Here is a 22502-nt window from a genome sequence, read left to right on the forward strand (position 1 = left end):
TTAGCATAAAAGAAACACCGATCGAGAGATAAGTAAATACGTTGTCTTTTAATCCGTAATGGCTGAGTTAATTTCCAATTAAATGGCGATAGCCGCCTAATTTGCGGATTTACTTGTCTAAAATGACAAATTACTTTTCTGATTTTAAAAATACGAGCCTAAACCAACAATATACATGCCTCAATCATCAAAATACATATTTTATGCAAAAAAAACGGTGGTAGGACCAATGAATCTGACACCCTACTACTTTTTCCATTTGGAAAAGCACAAGGGATAGATAAATTACCCTACTCCTTTTTCCATTTGGAAAAGCATAAGGGACAGATGAATTACCCTGTTCCTTTTTCCATTTGGAAAAGCACAATGGACAGATAAATTACCCTACTCCTTTTTCTATTTGGAAAAGCACAGGGGACAGATAAATCACTCAACTATTTTTTCCGATAGCAAAAGCACAGGGGATTAGGCACCGTTACCCTACTACTTTTGCACGATAAATAAATACTCCCTTTGAAGCCTCATTTTACAACCTTTGCGTAATAGGAAAAGGGTAGCGAAATCGAGATAATGAAGGTAGATCTTCAGCTAGTTATTTTGACCAAATACGAAAGGAGTATGATAAATGAAAATGAAACGGTGGTTGTCTATTGTTTTTGCAGCAGTCTTAGTGTTTCCAACTTTTTTCTCAGGATTACAAACAGCAAATGCAAATGTAACGGGTGAGGTGAGCATCGACCCATTACTTGAGAAAGCATTTCAACTCGAGAGTGCACTTCAAGTCATTGTTTCATTTAAAGGTGATGGAGCACCAAGTACGAATCAGTTGAACCTTCTAGAGGAAATCGGAATTGATACAGGGATATCGATGCAATCCCTTCCAATTACAGGTGTAATCGCAACGAAGGCTCAAATTGACTTGCTTGCTAAAAATAGTGAAGTTCGCTCAATCTACTTAAATAGTGAACTAGAATACTTTAATGAAGAGTCGACAGATATTACAGGTGTTGATAAAGTTCGAACGGATGACGGGTTCCGCAAAGAAAATGGTGGTTTACCAGTTTCGGGTAAAGGTGTTGGCGTTGTCATAAATGACAGTGGTGTTGACGGAACACATAAGGACCATGAATTTGGACTAAATCTTGTTCAAAACGTACTAGGTACAACGAATCTAAATAGCTTAGAACCAACTCTACTACCAGTTTCATACCAAGAAGGTGTGATAAACACTGATTCGAATTCAGGGCATGGAACGCATGTTGCTGGAACAGTAGGTGGAACTGGTGCAATGTCTGGTGGGAAATATGAAGGCGCAGCACCGGGTGCCGACTTAATTGGCTATGGTTCAGGTGCAGCACTCCTTATTTTAGATGCAATCGGTGGCTTTGATTATGCGATTACAAATCAAGCGAAATATGGAATTCGCGTAATTACAAATTCATGGGGCTCTTCAGGTGGATTTGATCCAAATAACCCTGTTAATATCGCTAGTAAAAAAGCATATGACCGCGGTATCACCGTTCTTTTTGCAGCGGGTAATGAAGGACCTGGGGAAGATACACATAATCCATACGCAAAAGCACCATGGGTCATTTCAGTTGCAGCTGGTGTGAAAGATGGTAGTTTAGCAGACTTCTCTTCTCGTGGGACAGATGGAGTAGGTGGAACATTTACAATGGATGGGAAGGAATGGACGTGGCAGGACCGCCCAACTGTAACTGCACCTGGTGTTGATATTGTTTCAACAAGAGTCATTGCACCAGTTTCAAGCTTAGCCGCAGAACAAGATGCGGCAACAATTGACCCAGCATATTTACCTTATTACACAACGATGAGTGGAACATCAATGGCGACACCACTTGTGGCAGGTATTGTTGCGCTATTATTAGAAGCAAATCCACTGTTATCACCTGATGAAGTGAAACAAATCCTTGAGGATACCGCTACAAATATGCCGGGCTACGAGGCTTGGGAAGTAGGCGCAGGCTATGTAAACGCATATGCGGCTGTCGACAAAGCATTCAGCGGAAAAAATTACGGAAATACACTTAATATTAATCAATCGTTCAATAGTAATGTTAATTCCGCAACTGAAAGAACTGATTTTTTAGTAACATATAACCCACTAACACTAGTTTCAGAAAATGCGTATGAATTCACAGTGGAAGCTGGACTATCAAACCTAGTTGCAAAAGCGAATGGCGCAGGTTTATTAGGTGAAACAGGTAACCCGATAAACCTAGTATTAATTGCTCCAGATGGTACAGAATACAGCTCAGGTATAAGCCTTCTATTTCCTTTATACTATGACCGAACAGTCTCAGTAAACTCTCCAATAGCAGGAACATGGAAGGCAGAGATAAGAGGATTAAGAGGGAATGAGGTAAATCCAATTGGTGCGGCTCTTCCTGAAGAAGTACAAGGAACATTAGCATTTACAAAAGTAAGCGGATTTACAGGCTTAGATGATATTAGTGGACATCCAGCAGCAGGAGCTATTCAAATGGGTGTAAACGAAAGGTTATTTGATGGGTATTCAAATGGCACGTTTAAACCAGATGCAGACCTTACGAGAGGGGATCTTGCAAAATACTTAGTAATGGGTGCAGAAGTTCGCCAATCACTACCAGCACAAGGTACAAAAACATTTGCTGATGTGAAAACAAGCGACCTATCTTTTGTCGAAGCGGTTATTGCAAAAGGCGCTGCCTTCCGTGGCGAGCAATTCTATAACGGTGTAATGCTTGCAAAAAATGGAAAATTTGCAGCGAGTGATGTGGTAACACGTGCGGAACTAGCATATTCACTTGCACAAAGCTTAGGCTTACAAGAACAAGCAGAAGCTTTCACAGGTGATGTTACAGTTCAATACAAGGATGAGCGAGTGGCTATTGAAGACGCAGGTCAAATCCCTGCACACTTAAAAGGCTATGTCCAGCTAGCATTAGATTTAAACATCCTAAACGCAAACTTCTCAGTAACACAAGGACCATATGACTTACAACCGACAGTTACTGCAACATTTAGCCCAACAGCAAAGGTAACACGCGGTGAGTTCGCAGTTGCGATGACTAGGTTTTATAATGCTTATTTAAAATAATGAGCAAAAGACTTCCAGGGAGATCTGGGAGTCTTTTTTTGCACTTGCAATTCGATGGTTCTATTGAAACCCCGTAATCTTCCAGTGTTATTCGGAATTTGCACTCCATAAACATTGATTCTGTGGTATTTTCATAAAACCACCTTAATTTTTGTGTTTCCTGTGTTAAGATCCCACTTCACCTTGTTTTGACTAGAAAATCCGCCGTTCCTACAACGTGCAACCTGCCCCGGATTACAGTTATTCGGCGAAATTTAAGAATAATTTGGCCAAATTCCATTATAATTCGGCGAGTTCAACGTACAATTCGATTTCCCAATATAATTCCATCAAGCGGTAAAATTCAAAAGATTAGTATGTCTCTTTTAGACTTTGACTTAGGGAGTGATGAAGACTGCAACTACACCATCAACGACATGGATTGCGGTTAACGGGGCTGAATTCTTAACATCAATGAACTTAACAGGCTTACCAGTTGTCATCGGATTTACGTTGTTAACTGGTTTACTGAATCTAATCATCTTTAGTGGTTCAGCACAATGGGCAATTCCTGGTCCGAACGGAATCCCTGTAAGGGCAAATACTAGTAGAAGAACAATCCATACGGCTAGGAAAATGATACCGTTACAACATTGCCATCTATAGAATAATACTGGTACAATAGAACTACTTAATATCACTGAGGATGTTAAAACATGAGAGAGCTAAGAAATGATTCAAGTTTAAAAGTCTATAGAATAACGATAACAATGACAATTGCTTTAATGATAACGGGCTTATTTGTTGTCTATTTTCGAAAAACAAATGTTGATTTAGATTTTATAATTCACCTAATTTTAGTTGTACTATTATCAGTCCAGTTCATTATTTATCCAAAAAATGAAAACGTAATAACACGAATTCTAATTATAGTTACTACATTCTTGTATTTTTACACTCTGTTCATTATATACCCAGAGACACCATCAACGTTTATATTAATTTGTTTAATTCCTAGTATCGCGATTCTATTTTTCCATTTGCGACTATTCTACTTTGCATTGGTAGCTAATACATTTTTGATGATGCTTACGTTTGGTTACGTATTACTTGTTGACCAAGGAGAGAGATATCTATTTATCTATAATGATATAACAGGTAACATTATTAATTTTATTGGTAGTCAGATTATCTTATATTTTGTGTTTAAGTTATCACATTCAAGAATTGAAAGTCAAAAAAAGTATTATGAACAAATTCAGCAGGCTGAACGATTAAAAACGACAGGCCAACTTGCAGCAGCGGTTGCCCATGAAATTAGAAATCCCATCACTGTGGTTAAAGGCTTCTTGCAATTTTATCAATCGGACAATACCGTACCCGAGCATGTAAAAAAGCATTATCCACTTATGATGGAAGAATTACAAATAGCGGAAACAGTCATCAATGACTTTTTAACACTTGCCAAACCTGCTGAAGAGATTAGTGTTACCGTAGAAGTAAAAGCTGCTTTACATAGTGTTTATGATTTGCTCAGTTCTTATGCCTTAATGAACAATATCCAATTTTCTGTAGTAATAGATGAGGAATACACAGTGAAATGCAGTTTGATGGAATTCAAACAACTATTCGTTAACCTAATTAAAAATGCAATAGAGGCCACTCCTTCTGGAGGCTCCATTGAGATAACAGCTAAGCGAAAAGGGAATAAGCTAGCTATATATGTTAAAGACAATGGTGATGGTATGACAAAGGAAGAAGTGAAAGCCTTAGGTACTCCGTTTTATACCCTAAAAAGTAAAGGGACAGGATTAGGCTTAATGATTTGTTATAATATCATGGAAAAATATCATGGCTCAATCCTTTTCAATAGTGAAAAAGGAAAAGGTACAAAAGTGGGAGTTACATTTCCGATTATGTAATATGATTGAAGCAGTGGTGTTGTCGCCTATGACAACACCACTTTTTTATAACCTAATACAAAAGAATAACGACTCTCTTAACGTGTAAGGGAAACTAGGCAGTCGCTGAAATACTTGGCAATGGCCAAACTAAAATCGACACCTTCCTAGAACGTGTCGAAAAGAAAAATCGACACCTTCCTAGAAGATGTCGATTGCGATCACTGATAGGACCACAACAGCCGCCATTCGTCTTTTTCTTTGGCAACGAATACATCTTGTTGTAGTGTGAATGTTCCGAAAGTGCTCTTATAGGTTTGGGTGATAGGAACTTTGTAAACATTCTTCAGACTTACTGAGTCCTTTGTCATTTTCCACGTTTTCATTGATTCTGCCTTACCGACAGTGTAGTCAAATGTGTTGACCCCGAAACTGCTAACAAAGACGAGATTTCGTTGTTCAATATATTGGCTTTTAGGAAATCGCTCTTGCATTTGTGAATGAAACAGGTCCCACGAGCCGCTAAAGTCACCATTTTGTTCATACGTGTAGAATGTAGTGACAGTCTCCTGTGCGATTGCCTCTGGTGAACTTCGGAAGAGCGAAAAAAGAAACAAAATCAGCACAAGTGGCACTATAATGATAAAAAGTTGAGGAGGAATCCGGCTGCGCCTGTTATACCTAAGTCTTCTTCTGAATATCATATGCAAACCCCTTTTAAGCTTGGTTACTTTAATGGATATGCTCTGAAGGAGTTGTCCTATTCGATTTTAAAAATAAAAATAGCTAGAGGACGGTCTCTAGCTATTACAGTGCTATAAAGTTTTTTCACGTTCGGAGCTTTGGTTCATTCCCCGTTATACGTGTCTCTAGCTATTACAGAGCTATAAAGTTTTTTCACCGAAAACTTGCTTACGAGGCCCACTTCCAACTTTGCAAAATAGAGTTCCGTCATCAAGACATCTAAAGAAGCGAATGCGGAATAATTTAAGTGGTGTCCAAATTTCTTTAAAAGCGTAGTATGGCATGGATAATCCCCCTTTTGATAATGGAGGCAGCTGGCTGGCATATCAATTGACGTAGCCCCTCTAGCTTTGCGTCACCTCATTTCAGAGGGTTTGCCTTTTCCGTTCGTTAAAGTATATGGCTACTATAACATATACTATTATCACAATATTGTCATAATTTGGAGGGGGAATTATAATCTTTTTTTACAATTTTCGAGCTTTTCTTCATCGATAGCTCGTCATTTCAAAAAATAAGTCCATTTATCATCGAATACAATGAAGGAGTTGCTCAATATACTTACGTGCCAAATCCCAATTGGATCGTAATTCACTTCGGTTATTTCACTCATCTTTTTAACCGAGATCTCGTTCCTCCTACATATTCTCAACCTAGGTTAGTAAGCCTTTCTGCAAATCTAGTTACATAGTCATGTGTACTTTGCACCTTTTTACTTATACTATACTTGTGTACGATTGGAGAATAATAAAGCGTAAGGAGAGAACACATTTGATAAGAAAGGTAAAGTCTCTTTATGGATTAATAAGTATATTTATTTCAGTGCTGATTTTAATCTTTAATGGAACAATCGGATATTTTGTTCTAACAGCTAAATATGGAACAGCGAATGGTACATATGTATTCCTCGCTTTATCGATATTAGCAATCCTAACTGCATTTACTCCTATTTTAATGAAAGGCAGTAACTTCCTCTTTTACTTCCGCGTGTTACTCTATGTAAATGTGGTTGTAGCCTTTTATCCACTTATTTATAAAGTTATCGCGAGTTATTTAATATCAAGGCTGATATAATCTTAAAAGGTGTCGTTCTAGTCATGTGCTACTCGCACTTTTGAGATGGGAAAAAACTATCAAGATCAACAGTCAGCAGGCATGACCCATAAGCCAAGGAAGCACTATGCATGCAGAAGATACTGGCTTAACCAACAATTCTATCATGCCCGCCACGCCAATAACGCCTCCTAATACTACCCTCTCAAAATTGCGATGAATCCTTTATTTGATAATTGTCGACAAGGTCTAGAAAAGTGTCATAAAACGCTACCTTAAAACTATTGAAAAATTCGCTATAAAGTGATAACCTAAATCTATTAGTAAATGAAAACGATTGCACAAAAAGAAATCTATTCTATTAAACGATAGATATAAATTTTTATGTTCCAAAATGCAAACGTTTTCGCATAACAAAATACCGATTTACCCATTAGGGTAAAGACTCACAAACCACCATTTTTTAAGAGAGGGGAAATTCTATGAGTACTAGATTTCGTAAGTACAGAAAGAACATCTCACTAGTTCTTTCTATTATGATGATTTTTAGTATTTTCACTAGTGCAATTCCACAACCTGGGTTTGCAATAGAAAATACGACAGCAATGACAGTCGATGGGAACAAAGATGACTGGAGCAATGAGACTCCACTAGCCACATCACCAGAGGCTGGATTTGAGGGCTTTAATATTGATAATCTTTATTTGAAAAATGACGGCCAATACCTTTATTTTTGGGTAGATGCAGTCAATGTCCCAAATTGGGGCGAAAATGGACAATTTCTTAACATTGCTCTTCAAGTCAATGCAAAAAACTCAAATGTAGCAGGAAATCCTTGGGGTGCACAATATAACTTCAATGGTACAGAAAATAAACCCCAGTACCATATTACATTTAGAGTTAAAAATGATAATGAAGTGAATGGAGCAGCTCTTTATTCAACTAATGACCTCAGCACTCCACTGTTAAATTCATGGGAAGATAGCAAGGGTGCAGAATTTGCAGTAGACCGAGCGACCGGTTTCGAAGGAAAAATTCCTTTGAGTGAATTAAATCTTAAAAATAACGATGAACTAAAAGCGATTGTAGTTCTAAGTGGAAATAACGGAGAGCATGGTGCATTTGATGTTATTCCTCAAGCTGAAGGAAATCAAATTGCAGCTTCTTCGAACGAAAGTGCTAATCCAAATATACAATCTACTTATAGCACAGGATACAAAGTTACTGGCATTACTGCTCCACAAGCATTAGCGGTATCCAACACAACACCTGTAAATGGTGAAAAAAATGTAAGCACACAGCCAACAATCACAATTGCATTTAACGAAACAATCCAACTAGCGAGCGATCATAAAATTAAATTAACTGACTCTTCTGTCAATCCAATTAATATTATCGCAGTTGCTTCAGATAAAACCCTAACCCTTACACCAGATAAGCTAAGCTATGGTGAAACATACACTGTTGAAGTGCCAAGCCAAGCAGTAACAGGCTTACTTACAAATACGAATCTATCAGAAAATCTATCGTTCTCATTTTCAACTAGATTAGTAGACAGCCCTGTTGTTACTGAAACAGTAACCTTTAACTACCAAGGAAGTGAAACTACACAAACAGCTAATGTAGCTGGTGAATTTAATAACTGGACACCAGAACCGATGGTAAAAGGTGTGAACAATATCTATTCACTATCTAAAAACCTGCCATCGGGCGTGTATGGTTATAAATTTGTAGTAGATGGTAATTGGATAGTAGACCCTTTAAACAGCCAAAAGCTTGAAGACGGCAATAACAAACTTGTGGTTCCAGGTTTAACCGCAAATTTGCCAACTGAAATGGAAATAGGTGAACAACGCACGCTTACAGCGAAGTTTTTAAATAAACAAGGCGAAGAAGTAGCTGCAACACCAATCTGGTCAATTAAAGAACCAGTAAGTGGTGTCGAACTTAGTCAAAATCAACTAACAATCACAGCAGATGCACCTGTAAATAGTACTTTCACGTTACAAGGTGAGTATGAAGGCTACACGGTTTCACAAACTATCAAAATTCTAGCAGTAATGTTTGATTTCACGATCAACTACTATCGTTTTGATGGCAAGCAAAATGAGTGGGATATGTGGGTGTGGGATGATAACACAGAAGGTAAAGTATATCCATTTACATCTACAACAGAAGATGGATTTGCACAAACAACATTTAAATTCCCAGCGTCTAAAATTAGCGTAATCACTCGTCCTGGTAGCTGGTCTACGCAAGAAGTAACAAGACAAATTCAGCTACCTGAAGGTCAAGATTCAGTGGAAGCATGGATGATCGAAGGTGTTGAAGAGGTTTATTACAACAAGGATCAAGTGGATACAGGTAAACGCATCCAAGCTGCGATGATGGATTCCCTTGATAAAGTTCTAGTAACAACAACACATGGAATTGAAGATAGTGAGCTTACTAGCTTCACTTTAACGGATGTAACAAATGAAACAGAACTTGAAGTGTCTGCAACTAGAGTAAAAACAAACCAGATTCAGTTAACAGTAATAGATCCATCTGTAATTGATGTTCGAAATCTTTATGAAGTAAAAAGTACGAATTTTACAGCTTCAAAAGTAACAATGCGTAAAATCCTTGATGATACAAAATTCCAATATGATGGAAAAGACCTAGGTCTAACGTATTCATCAACTAGTAGCACCTTTAAGCTTTGGGCACCAACAGCAACAAAGGTAAGCGCAAGTATCTACGATAATGCAGGCACTTACAATCAAGCTGGATTAGTTGAAGATAATACGAACGGTCTAGAAACAGAGATGACTCGTTCTGCAAATGGTGTCTGGTCAACAACTATTAACGAAGACTTAAACAACAAATATTATATGTACAAAGTAGAATTTGCTGATGGAAAAACAAATTATGCGGTCGATCCATATGCATTCGCAGTTTCAGCAAACGGACAACGTAGTGCAATCATTGATTTAAATAGCTCAAATCCATCAAATTGGAACCCAACGTCAAAACCGGCAATGGTTAATCCAACAGATGCGATTGTGTATGAACTACAGGTTAGAGATTTCTCAATTGATGAAAACTCAGGTATGACAAACAAAGGGAAATTCAAAGCATTTACTGAAGAAGGTACAACCGACCAATATGGTAATGCAACTGGAATCGACCATCTAGCAGATTTAGGTGTGACAAATGTCCACTTGCTACCTTCTTATGATTTTAAAACGGTGAATGAATTAACGGTAGACGATGCAAACTCTGTCAATGCCAAATACAACTGGGGCTATGATCCACAAAATTATAATGTTCCCGAAGGTTCATATTCAACTGATCCTGAGAACCCAATAACTAGAATTACAGAATTCAAAGAAATGGTTCAAGCGATGCATGACAATAATATTCGTGTCGTAATGGATGTTGTTTATAACCATACTTTTGACGTACCAAACGGCCCATTTGATAAAGTCGTGCCTGGCTATTTCTACCGTACAACTGAAACTGGTAAACTAGCAAATGGATCTGGTGTGGGTAACGAAATAGCAACAGAGCGTCCAATGGTTCGGAAATATATTAAGGACTCAGTTAGATACTGGGCAGAGGAATACAATGTCGATGGCTTCCGTTTTGACTTGATGGGATTAATAGATGTAAACACAATCGAACAGCTTACAAAAGAACTCCAAGAGCAAGTTGACCCAACAATCTTAATCTATGGTGAACCTTGGCAAGCAGGTGGCTCACCATTAGCAGCTAATCTTCAAACATTAAAAGGTTCACAAAAAGATAAAAACTTTGCCGTGTTCAATGATAATTTCCGTGGGGCAATTAAAGGCGGAAGTGATGATGCCTCTAAAGGGTTTGCAACAGGTGAAGCAGGCAAAGAAGCAGATATTGTTAAAGGTGTTATGGGTGGAATCAACGACTTCACAAACCGTGCATCTGAAACGATTAACTATGTAACAGCACATGATAATTTAAATCTTTGGGATAAAATTATCAAAACACAAGGTCTAGAAGAGGAAGAAGGCTTTGTTAGCATGCTTGATGGTGCATTACAGGGCGAAAGTGCTGAAAAATATGCTTCAGTTGAAGAAGCCGTTAATGCTTCAACACCTTACCATGCAGTAGACACAAACAATGTACTCGCAAACGAGACGGTAAAACGCTCACTATTAGCAAATGGAATCATCCTCACATCACAAGGTATTCCGTTCATTCACGCAGGTGATGAGCTTTTACGTACTAAGTTTGGGGATCATAATAGCTATAAGAGTCCAGATGCAATTAACCAAATTCGTTGGGACAAAAAAGAAGATTTCAAACCAGTCTTCGATTACTACAAAGGCTTAATTGAATTACGAAAAACACATCCAGCGTTCCGCATGAGCTCAAAAGAAGCAATTGCTAACAACCTGGAAGTTTATAAGCAAGATGGAAACATCGTTGCCTTTAAACTGAAAAATAACGCAAATAATGATCGGTGGAAAAATATTGTTGTGATTTACAACGGTAATGCAGAGGCACAAGATGTCGCATTACCATCAGATTCAGCAGCATGGAATGTTGTTGTTGACGACACGGCAGCTGGTACAGAAACACTACGTACAATTGAAGGCAATACAGCATCTGTTGCTGGTTTATCAACGATGGTGTTATATGACGTGGCAACAAGCTACACTCCAGTTGTAACAACAATCGATGTTTCACCAACAGAGCTTGGATTAGAAGTGGATGAAGTAAGAACGATACGTGCAGTTGTGAAAGATCAAAACGGTAGCCCGGTTACAACAGAAACGATTACATGGGCATCATCGGATTCAACCATCGCAACGGTTTCTAGTAATGGTAAAATAACAGCTATAGCAAATGGTACAGCTACCATCACAGCAACGATTGGATCTGTTCAAGCAATAGTAACCGTTAATGTTGGTGAGCTTATCCCGACAAGCATTGAGTTGTCTGGAAGTGATTCAGTATTTAAGGGATTATCAACACTGCTAACAGCGGTTGTAAAAGATCAATTTGGTCAAGTTATGACGAATCCCATTATTACATGGACATCTTCAAAACCAGCTGTTGCAACGGTAAAAACAAATGGTGAAGTAACAGGTGTTGCACCAGGTATAACGACGATAACAGTTCAATCTGGTGAAGTAAAAGCAGCAAAAGAAATCGAAGTAAAAGAATATGTACAACGCTATATCCAGTTCACATATGTTCGTGCTGATAAAGATTACGAAGGCTGGAACATGTGGACATGGCAAACAGGAGTAGAAGACGGTCAAAAATTATTTGATGAAGTAACAGATAAAGGTGCTGTTGCAACATTTGAAATTGGCCCTGAAACATCAAGTGTCGGTTTCGTGCTTCGTAAAGGTCAAAACTGGGATCAAAAGGATCCGTATGACGCGGACCGCTATATCACAATTGATCCAAATCAACCATTAACAAAAGTAGTCGTAACAAGTGGAGTAAAAGATTTCCATACTGTCTCAACAGTAAATGGCCCGGTATTAGATAATGGTAGCTTAACTTTCTTCTATCGTGATATGGACCTTTATAAAGCAAACGCAATGGACACAATTGAAAACGTCCAAGTAAAGGTAAATGACGAAGTATTTGATATGAACTATCGTGCCGAAGATGAGCTCTTCAACTACACAATGAACGACCTACAAGAAGGCACATATGACTATAGCTTCCTAGTAACAATTAATGGAATTACAACAGAAGTTACTGATCCATTCAACACAAATGAAGCTGGGAAATCAATTATCGAATTCAAAATACCAGATCTAACAATTGAATCAGAAGTAACACCTAGCGCGATTTCTGCAAAAGAAAATGCAGTAGTAAAGCTAACTATTTCTTCTGAAGACAATGTCGAGATTAAAGAAGCGTATCTAGATTTATCACCCCTTGGTGGAGCAGAAAAAGTTGTGATTGATCCAGAACTTTATAAACAAACAATTGCAGTAACGGATTCTATCACAGCTGGAACGAAGGATTTAACAGTGACAGTTGTAGATGAATTTGGAAACAAGCATACAAATACAGTTGCAGTTGAAGTAAAAGCAAAACAATCAGTTGGAAAGTCTGACTTTGATTGGGATGAAGCACGTATTTATTTCATGCTGACAGACAGATTTAATGATGGTGACCCAACAAATAATGACCCCAATGGTGCAAACTATGATACTACACAAGCAGAAGCATATCATGGTGGAGATTTCCAAGGGATTATCGACAAGCTGGATTATATTGAAGACCTTGGTATTAATACCATTTGGATTACTCCAATTGTTGATAACATTGACTGGGATTTACGTAATAACAAAGTCGGAAGTCAATTTGGTTACCACGGCTATTGGTCACAAGATTTTACATCACTTGATGAGCATTTAGGTGACATTGAAACGTTTAAAAAGCTTATCGACAAAGCACATGATCGTGGAATTAAAATCATGGTCGATGTTGTTTTAAATCATGCAGGCTATGGATTAAAGGAAAATGACCCAAGTATCGGTATGGGAATCGAAAACTTCCCAACGGACACTGACCGTGAACGTTTTACAGGAATGCTACGTGACGGTGGGACAGATAGTATAAAAGGTGAATTAGCTGGTTTACCAGATTTCAAAACAGAAGATCAAGCAGTACGTCAACAAGTGATTGAGTGGCAAACAGCTTGGTTAGAAAAAGCAAGAACAAACCGCGGTGATACAATTGATTACTTCCGTGTTGATACAGTTAAAAATGTTGAAGATACAACATGGAAAGCATTTAAAAATGCACTAACAGAAATTAAACCGGATTTCAAATTAATCGGCGAATATTTCGGTGCTAGTGTGGATAACACAGGCGGCAATTTACGAAGTGGCCAAATGGATTCATTACTAGACTTTGGCTTCAAAGGAGCTGCACAGAATTTCATTAATGGTGACATTGATGGAGCCGATCGTTATCTCCAATATCGCAACAGCATGATTGACAACACAGCAACATTAGGGCAATTCCTAAGCAGTCATGATGAGGATGGATTCCTAGTTGCACGTGCAGATGGTGATATTAATAAAATGAAGCTTGCGGCAGCCCTTCAAATTACCGCAAAAGGTCAGCCTGTTATCTATTATGGTGAAGAATTAGGTCAATCAGGTCGAACTGCAGGAAACATGGATAACGGCGAATTTAGTGAAAACCGTTATGATTTTGCGTGGGACCAAGTCGAGAATAATGAAATGCTAGAGCATTATCAAAAGCTATTAAACATCCGTAAAGACTTTTCAAAAGTATTCTCTAAAGGAACTCGTGAAAAGCTTGCAGGTGGAAACGATGACGGCTATTTAGTATTTGAACGGAGCTACAATAACGAATCTGTTGTCGTTGGATTAAACACAACAACAGAAGCGAAAACAACAACTTTTGAAGTTCCGTTTGAAGCAGGTAAAAAAATAATTGATTTATACAGTGGTGAGAAATACAAAGTCTCAGCAGCAAATGAAGTTACATTAACACTACCTTCAAGAGAAAATGGTGGAACAATCATTCTTGCTGCAGCTAAGAAAGAAGACAATAATAACAGTCCAGTAGGACCAACACCACCAACTCCTTCTACTAATCAAGGAGAACTAGAGGTTGATGAGAAAACTGGTAAAGTGAAGTTAAAAGTAACCGAAGAAAAAATCAATGCGTTAATTCAAGATAAGACAAAATCAGAGGTTGTTATTGACCTGGGAAAAGCAACAGAAGGAAAAAAGGTTAGTGAACAAACGGCTGAATTGACAAAGACTACGATAACTAAACTTGTGGAAAATAAAAAGACACTCGTTATTCATTCAGGCCAATCAAAGGTAACTCTTTCTACTAAAAACCTAACTGACATAGTAGAAAAAGCAAATGGAAGTATTTCTATTACGATTAATACACGACAGTCAACTGACAGTCTACCAGTAACTCTAACAAGCCAGGAGCTTGTCTCAAACGTAGTTGACTTTACTGTAAAAGGTGATAATGAAATCGTTTCTCAGTTTGCTGAACCAATCGAAGTAAGTATCACAGTATATGAGAACAAGATGAAAGACAAACGTAAAGCTGCAGCGTACTATTTGAATGAAACAACAAACAAATGGGAGTATGTTGGAGGAAAGGTGGTTGACGCAGAGTTCGTATTCACTACAAAACATTTCTCAACATTTGCAGTCATTGAAAATAATAAGACGTTTAAAGATATCAATAACTATTGGGCTAAGGATGAAATCGAAGTATTAGCATCAAGAATGATCATCCAAGGGAAAACGGCAACTTCATTCAAACCAACGGATGATATCACTCGTGCAGAATTTGCTGTCTTACTTGTGCGTGCCTTAAATATTCCATTATCAGAGTACGAAGGAACCTTTAATGATGTTTCCATGCAACAAGCATTGAGCGCACAACAAATTGAAGCAGCAAATCGAGTAGGAATTGTAAATGGTCAAGGAAATGGTATTTTCGAACCTTCTAAAAACATTACGCGAGAAGAAATGGCAGCGATGATTATTCGTGCAGTAGAGTATAGGAACAACAAACTAGTAAAAGAGAACCAAGGAACATTGAAGTTCAAGGATAGTGATAGTATAGGAGCATTTGCAAAAGAGTATGTAGCGCTAGCGACAGAATTGGGTATTATCAAGGGACTTGAGGACAATACCTTTGCCCCTAAAGCCGATACAACTAGAGCGCAGGCATCTGTCATGCTTTACAGATTACTAGAGAAAATAGAAGAGGTATAAGGAAAAAGACCGTTATCTACAGGATAACGGTCTTTTTTTAAAAGATAAGAAAGTATAAAAGTTTGTACCTAGTTATAGTGCCCTAGCTCCGGGCGCCATCGGACCTGAGGTCATAACCCTGTCTAGCTCCAGCGCCTAGAAACGAGGGGAAACTTCAACTCCTCCTACAGAAGCAAAGAACGCTTCTTTCGCCCGGAGTCTTCGAAGCACACGATGTGCAAGTGTCGATAATGCCACAGGACGTGGCGGGTTTTAATCGACGCGCTGATAGGCGGGTGCGCCTTTTGTTTTTCTTAAAAAAACAAATATTTTAAAAATACCAAATATAGCTATATTTAGAGTTTACTAAATATATAGACATATGATAGATTTAATATGTAAACCTTGTAATAATTGGAAAAGGAGGTCAAATTTACTATTCAACGAAAATGCCATTTAGTAGAGAGGGGAACAAACAAGTGAAAGTTAAAAGAATTACCGCGCTAGTCCTCATATTTTTACTTACATTTGGAAATATTGCGTTTGGCGCTGTGCTTCCAATTAGAGAAGTAGATAATACAAAGAGACAAGCAAATAAGTCATTAACAGAAATAAAAACCGAAGAATTAGCAGGACAATATAATGCAGATGACAAAGTCCGTGTTATTGTAGAGCTTGATGGCGAAGTCGCGATTCAATATGCCCAAAAGAAGGGGGTAAAGTATGATGAACTTTCTGAAACAGAGAAAGGGAACCTTCAATCCGCTGCTTTAGAGGCACAAGAAGAAACTAAAGCACAAATCTCAAGTCAAAAAATTGAAATTGATTATATTACTAATTTTACTACAGTTGTTAATGGATTTAGTGCTGAAGTAGAATATGGTTCTTTACCACTATTAGAGGCATTGCCAAATGTTGGTAAAGTACATATTGTGAATGAATATCAACGTCCAACAGTAAAGCCTGAAATGGTTTACAGTAAGGAGTTAGTTCAAGCTCAAGAAGCTTGGAGAGAATATGGTTATAAAGGTGAAGGGATGGTAGTAGGTGTCATTGATACTGGTATTGATCCAAGTCACCGTGACATGGTCTTAAGTGAAGAAACAGAACCTAAATTAACTGAAGAGTTAGTAAACAGTCAAATCACTGCTAATGAACTTCCGGGTATGTACTATACTGAAAAAGTTCCTTATGGTTACAACTATATGGATAACAACCAACAAATTCTAGATATCGGTCCTGATGCTTCAATGCACGGGATGCACGTAAGCGGAACTGTCGCAGCTAATGGTGACGAAGCTAATGATGGTATTAAAGGTGTAGCTCCTGAAGCACAACTTTTAGCACTTAAAGTATTTGGTAACGATCCTGAAATGCCGTCTACTTTCGGTGATATTTATGTAAAAGCAATTGATGATGCAATTGCATTAGGTGTAGATGTAATTAACATGAGTTTAGGATCTACTGCAGCTTTCGTTATTCCTGAAGACCCTGAACAAGAAGCAGTAAAACGTGCAGTTGAAAGTGGCGTTCTAATGGCTATTTCTGCAGGTAACTCTGCTCACTTCGGTAATGGCTTTGATAATCCGTTCGCCTCTAACCCTGACATTGGTGTTTCTGGTTCTCCGGGGGTATCATATGAGTCGCTTCAAGTAGCATCTTTTGAAAATCAATTTATGGATTTAGATGCTGTAACATATACTATCGGTGAAAATGCAGCAGCAAAAGCGCCATTTATGTCATCGGGAAACGTACATCCTACTAGCTTAGGTGATGAATCATATGAGCTCGTCTATGCGGGTTTAGGACGTATGCCTGGTGATTCTCAAACTGCTCCAGATGCAAATGATTTTGAGGGCCTTAATGTAGAAGGTAAGTTTGTTTTAATTCAACGTGGTGAAAGTCCATTTGTAAGTAAAACTTTGAACGCTCAAGCAGCTGGTGCTGCTGGTGTCATTATTTTTAACAATTTAGATGGTTTTATTAACATGGCAAATGACCCGGAGATTACAATTCCACATTTGTTCATGTTAAAAGAAAATGGTAGTGTACTTAAAACTGCATTAGAAGCAGATGAAACAGTAACAGTAAGCTTTGAAGGAGATCTTACTAAGTCTCCAAACCCAGCTGCTGACAAAATGTCTGCTTTTACTTCTTGGGGATTAACTCCAAACTTAGATTTTAAACCGGAAATTACAGCTCCAGGTGGACAAATCTACTCAACACTTAATGATGACACTTATGGAATGATGAGCGGTACTTCAATGGCTGCTCCACATGTAGCCGGTGGTTCAGCGTTAGTGTTACAACGTGTAGATGAGCAATTTGACCTTGCTGGTTCAAATCGTGTAAACATGGCTAAAAATATCTTAATGAATACCGCTTCACCTGTAATTGATAAAGGAACAATCAATACAATGTTCGGCTTTACAAATCCATATTCTCCTCGTCGTCAGGGTGCAGGTATAATGCAGCTTCACTCAGCGTTAAGCACGCCAGTAGTGGTGACGGATGTTGTCACAAATGAAGCGAAAGTAGCTTTAAAAGAAGTTGGAGATAATCTTTCATTTACTTTAAATGCACAGAACTTCAGTGATACGGCTGTAACGTATAATGTCGGTGTAAATGTACAAACTGATTTATCATTATTTGGTGTATTGGGTTATGCGGTAGATGAACTAGAAGCACAAGCTCTTGATGGTGCTATAGTTACAGTTAATAATGGAAACAACGTTGTTGAAGTTCCAGCAAATGGTTCAGTTACGATTACTGTCGAAGTAGATTTAACTAACGCAGTAGTGCTAAATAGAAACGCATCAGGATATGTACCTGCTGTTGAAGTTTTCCCTAACGGATACTTTGCAGAAGGATATGTAACCTTAACAGAAACAACTGATACACATCCTGAACTTACAGTTCCTTATGTAGGCTTCAAAGGTGATTGGGACAAAGCCCCAGTTCTTGACGGTACAAAATATGATGATGAATCATCTTTCTATGGGATGACCGGTTTAGTTTATGCTTCTACAGGTGGTTATAGCTATTTAGGTTATTCGCCAAGTGATGATAGCTTTAAATCAAATGCGATTGCTATCTCACCAAATGGAGATGGAATCCAAGACCAAGCTATTCCGATCCTTTCATTCTTACGTAATGCTAAAAAAGTAGAATTCAATGTAGTAGCTAAAGATGGCGAAACAATTCTGCGTACCCTACGTACAGAAAACAATGTGAGAAAAAATTATTATGATGGTGGTAGAGCAGCACAATATTCACTTAACCCAGTAAGAGGTTGGGATGGAAAAGTTAAAAATGCTCTAGCAACAGAAGGATTATATTACTATCAAATCAAAACTGTTATAGATTTCCCTGGTGCAGAAGCTCAAACTGTTAATATTCCGGTATTTGTCGACAATCAAGTGCCAACTTTAGAGGCAACGCTTGATAGTGAAACACTAGAATTCACTTTAGCGTCTGCCGATAACGAAAATGGAAGTGGTATTAATTACGTTGCAGTAGTTGTTAATGGGGAAGTTGTTGATTTCTTAAGTGGAGATGTAACAACATATTCATTTACAAATCAACCTGCTGAAGGTTCATTAGTACAACTTGTTGCAGTTGATAATGCAGGAAATGAAGTTGCGTTAGAATTCCCGAATTTCGGTGATGATACAATTCCATTCATATTTGCAGATCAACCAACTCCGTTTGGGACATTTAATACTTTAGAAATTCCTGTTTCTGGTTATGTAACAGACTCTTCAGGTATTGAAACAGTACAAATTGCAGGTAAAGATGTAGGTGTTATATGGAATGAGGAAACAGGGAAGAATGAGTTCTCAACAACATTAACATTTGAAAATGATGGAGTTCACAAATTTAAAATTGGTGGCACAGATATTGTAGGAAATGACATTTCATTTGAACGTACAATCTTTATTGATTCAGAAGCTCCAACATTAACAATCAATGGACTTCCAAGCAAGAAAACTCTTGCAGCTGATGCAGAAAATCCAAAAGTATCTGTAACCATTGAAGATAACTTTGATGAAATTCGCTTTAGTTTAGATGGCAGTGAACTATTCTATAATGAATATGTAGAGCCATATGTATTAAGAGGATTCGAACAAACATTTGAAGATATTGAGCTTGTATTAGAAGATGGTGAAAACACATTTGTCTTCGAAGTAACAGACTTAGCTGGAAACAAAACAACTAAAGAAGTTACATTAACAAAAGGTGAAGCTACTTCTCCTGGTAATGGTGGAGGAAATAATGGTGGTGGATACACTCCTCCAGTTGTCATTCCTGTACCACAGGACCCAACAACCAAACCTGCTGATCAAGGAAATGTAGTTGTTGACGACAAAAACGGCAAAGCTACTTTAAAAGTTGATGAAACTAAGATTGACAGCCAAATTACAGACTCATCAACAGATGAAGTTGTAATCGAGTTAGGTGAAGCAACAAAAGGTAGCGATATGAGTGAAGTAAACGCTGAGTTTAATGCGACTACACTTGATAAAATCGCTACAAATAAAAAGTCACTTGTTGTAAACACAGGGACATCTTCTGTAAAGTTTTCTACAAAAGTTATAGAAGATATTGCAAAACAAGCAGATGGTAATGTCTCATTATCTGTAATAGCTGATAAAGCTGGAGCAGATCTACCGGTTGCATTACCAGGTCAAAAAGTTGCATCTAACGTATTTGACTTCACTGTATCAGTGAACGATGGAGAATTTACAATTTCTAAATTCGCTGAACCTGTAGAAGTAACGCTATCAGTCGATTCAGTGACTGACTCTCGTAAAGCTGCTGCTTATTATTTAAATGAAGAAACGAATAAGTGGGAGTATGTTGGTGGTAAAGTTGCAAATGGTGAGCTAGTGTTCAAGGCAAACCACTTCTCTAAATATGCAGTACTTGAAAACAACAGAACATTCACTGATGTTACTAAGCATTGGGCTAAAGATGAAATCGAAGTATTAGCTTCAAGAGCAGTGATTCAAGGTAAGACTGATACAACCTTCAAGCCTGGAGATAAATTAACTAGAGCTGAATTTGCTGTATTATTAGTTCGTTCATTCAACCTTGAACTAACTGGTTATGAAGGTACATTTAAGGATGTATCTGCTTATCAAGCATGGAGTGCTCGCCAAATCGAAGCTGCATACCGTGCAGGAATCGTAAAAGGTGACCTTCAAGGAAACTACAATCCTTCTCAAAATATTACTCGTGAAGAAATGGCTGTTATGATTGTTCGCGCAATTGAACACCAGAATAAGCAATTATTAGATGGAAAAGGTAAAACACTAGCCTTTAATGACAATGCTAAGATTGGCAACTTTGCTAAAGAAGCAGTTTCAGTTGCTTCAGACTTAGGAATCATTAACGGAAAAGCTGACGGTTCATTTGCTCCTAAGGAAGCAACAAATCGTGCAGAGGCTTCAGTAATGCTTTATCGCTTACTTGAGAAGCTTGGTGAACTTTAAAATTAAGTAATGGATTGGACTACCTCATATCGCTATGAGGTAGTCTTTTGGTTCGTGTGGCAGCACGCTTCGCTATAGGGTGAAAGTCCCGAATGCATCCGCCGTTCAGTCAGGAAGCATTAGCTGACAGACAGTGCGATATTGTATCCGTAAATTCTAACACGCATAAGTGCAACTACGCCTCTGTCTTCACCATTAAGGCTCGCTATTCGGTACGTTTACTTGAATAAAATAAATAGTTACATTTTATCTTTGGTAGTTAATGTTTAATTAAAAACGTACTATACGGAACTTTACCAATCATTATAGTTGCAACTTGAATTGGAATAGTAGGGTGTTTTTTTTCCACATACGCTAATACATCTTTTCTTATGTGTTTAGCTGTTTTAAGTACATCTTCATCAAGGTCTTCAGAATACTCCTTAGCAAATAATTTTTTATTGATAAAAAGTCTGATTTCTAGTAACCCATTTTTGGTTTTGAGCTCACTTTTATAAAAAATAGACATGATTTCACGTCCGTTCATCAAAATCTAATTACCTATATTTTCTCAAGTTGTTGTCTATTTATGCATAGTTGGTAAGTTGTTTTTTGGTAATTCTAGAGAGAAGTCAAAACAGCCATTAATAGACAATATAAAGCAGGGAGTACTGGTATAAAGGTAGGGAGTTTTGAAGAAATAAAAAAAGTGGGTCAAGCAGCTGCCTGACTCCACATTTTACCTTGCGAGCACCTTCTGCAAAAACTGCTTCGTCCGCTCTTCATTAGGGTTTGAAAAAATATCCTCAGGTTTACCTTGTTCGACAATATATCCATCAGCAATAAACACAACTCGATCTGACACATCTTTAGCAAAGTCCATTTCATGTGTGACAATAATCATCGTTTGACCCTCGGCAGCGAGTTCTTTGATTACGGCTAACACCTCTCCGACGAGCTCTGGGTCAAGTGCGGATGTTGGTTCATCGAATAAGAGAATATCAGGCTTAAGAGAGAGCATTCTGGCAATGGCCGCACGCTGTTTTTGACCACCTGATAGTTGTTCAGGGTAATGGTTTTTATGGGCCAACAAGCCTACTTTTCGTAAAAGCTCCTCTGCTTCTAGAACCACCTCTTGTTTATTTCTTTTTTGAACAACAAGTGGAGCTTCAATAATATTATCCAACACAGTTTTATGTGGGAAAAGATGAAAATGCTGAAACACCATTCCGGAATATTGACGGATATCTGTTTTCTGTTTTTTAGAAGGAGTATCCCCGTTAAAAGCAATTTGTACATCATTTATTTGAATGACCCCTGAAGTGGGAGTCTCTAATAAATTCAAGCAGCGCAGCAAGGTTGTTTTACCAGAGCCCGATGGACCAATGATACTTACAACCTCACCTTTTTCAATCTGAAGTGAGATCGATTTTAAGACTTCATTATTCTCGAACTGTTTACTTAGCTTCTCAACTTTAATCATTTTGATAACCTCCTA

General features: G+C 38.0%; 7 protein-coding genes, 1 pseudogene and 1 riboswitch. Of the genes and pseudogenes, 6 read left to right on the forward strand and 2 right to left on the reverse strand.

Annotated features, from left to right (window positions below):
• Nucleotides 1–625 precede the first annotated feature (625 nt).
• The 6 genes and pseudogenes from PY093_RS09905 to PY093_RS09930 all read left to right on the forward strand — a co-directional run bounded on the left by PY093_RS09905 (nt 626) and on the right by PY093_RS09930 (nt 21025).
• Nucleotides 626–3100, forward strand: a complete 2475-nt coding sequence (locus PY093_RS09905) for a S8 family serine peptidase (protein ID WP_275645736.1) — start codon at nt 626–628, stop codon at nt 3098–3100.
• Between the two features lie 417 nt (nt 3101–3517).
• Nucleotides 3518–3673, forward strand: a pseudogene (locus PY093_RS09910) (AbgT family transporter); the annotation flags it as partial.
• Between the two features lie 122 nt (nt 3674–3795).
• Complete coding sequence (locus PY093_RS09915; protein ID WP_275645737.1) at nt 3796–5001, forward strand: sensor histidine kinase; 1206 nt, start codon at nt 3796–3798, stop codon at nt 4999–5001.
• A 1029-nt stretch (nt 5002–6030) separates the two neighbouring features.
• Nucleotides 6031–6113: riboswitch (cyclic di-GMP riboswitch) on the reverse strand.
• Nucleotides 6114–6495: 382 nt separating this feature from the next.
• On the forward strand, nt 6496–6798 hold the full coding sequence (locus PY093_RS09920) for a hypothetical protein (RefSeq protein ID WP_275645738.1): 303 nt from the start codon (nt 6496–6498) through the stop codon (nt 6796–6798).
• 461 nt (nt 6799–7259) lie between these two features.
• Complete coding sequence (gene pulA, locus PY093_RS09925; protein WP_275645739.1) at nt 7260–15551, forward strand: type I pullulanase; 8292 nt, start codon at nt 7260–7262, stop codon at nt 15549–15551.
• A gap of 458 nt (nt 15552–16009) precedes the next feature.
• Complete coding sequence (locus PY093_RS09930) at nt 16010–21025, forward strand: S8 family serine peptidase (RefSeq protein WP_275645740.1); 5016 nt, start codon at nt 16010–16012, stop codon at nt 21023–21025.
• 259 nt (nt 21026–21284) lie between these two features.
• Here the strand turns inward: PY093_RS09930 and PY093_RS09935 are convergent, their stop codons facing one another.
• Nucleotides 21285–21554 (reverse strand): hypothetical protein, encoded by a 270-nt coding sequence (locus PY093_RS09935; protein WP_275645741.1) that lies wholly within the window; start codon nt 21552–21554, stop codon nt 21285–21287.
• Nucleotides 21555–21743: 189 nt separating this feature from the next.
• A complete protein-coding gene (locus tag PY093_RS09940) occupies nt 21744–22487 on the reverse strand; it encodes an amino acid ABC transporter ATP-binding protein (protein WP_275645742.1) in 744 nt (247 codons plus the stop codon).
• Nucleotides 22488–22502 lie beyond the last annotated feature (15 nt).

Origin of the sequence: Cytobacillus sp. S13-E01 (genome assembly GCF_029193815.1) — a bacterium.
Taxonomy (GTDB): Bacteria; Bacillota; Bacilli; order Bacillales; family Bacillaceae_L; genus Bacillus_BV.

Excerpts from the sequence above, each read along its gene's own strand:
- pulA (WP_275645739.1), top strand. The coding sequence starts at position 7,260 with ATGAGTACTAGATTTCGTAAGTACAGAAAGAACATCTCACTAGTTCTT.
- PY093_RS09940 (WP_275645742.1), bottom strand. The coding sequence starts at position 22,487 with ATGATTAAAGTTGAGAAGCTAAGTAAACAGTTCGAGAATAATGAAGTC.
- PY093_RS09905 (WP_275645736.1), top strand. The coding sequence starts at position 626 with ATGAAAATGAAACGGTGGTTGTCTATTGTTTTTGCAGCAGTCTTAGTG.
- PY093_RS09915 (WP_275645737.1), top strand. The coding sequence starts at position 3,796 with ATGAGAGAGCTAAGAAATGATTCAAGTTTAAAAGTCTATAGAATAACG.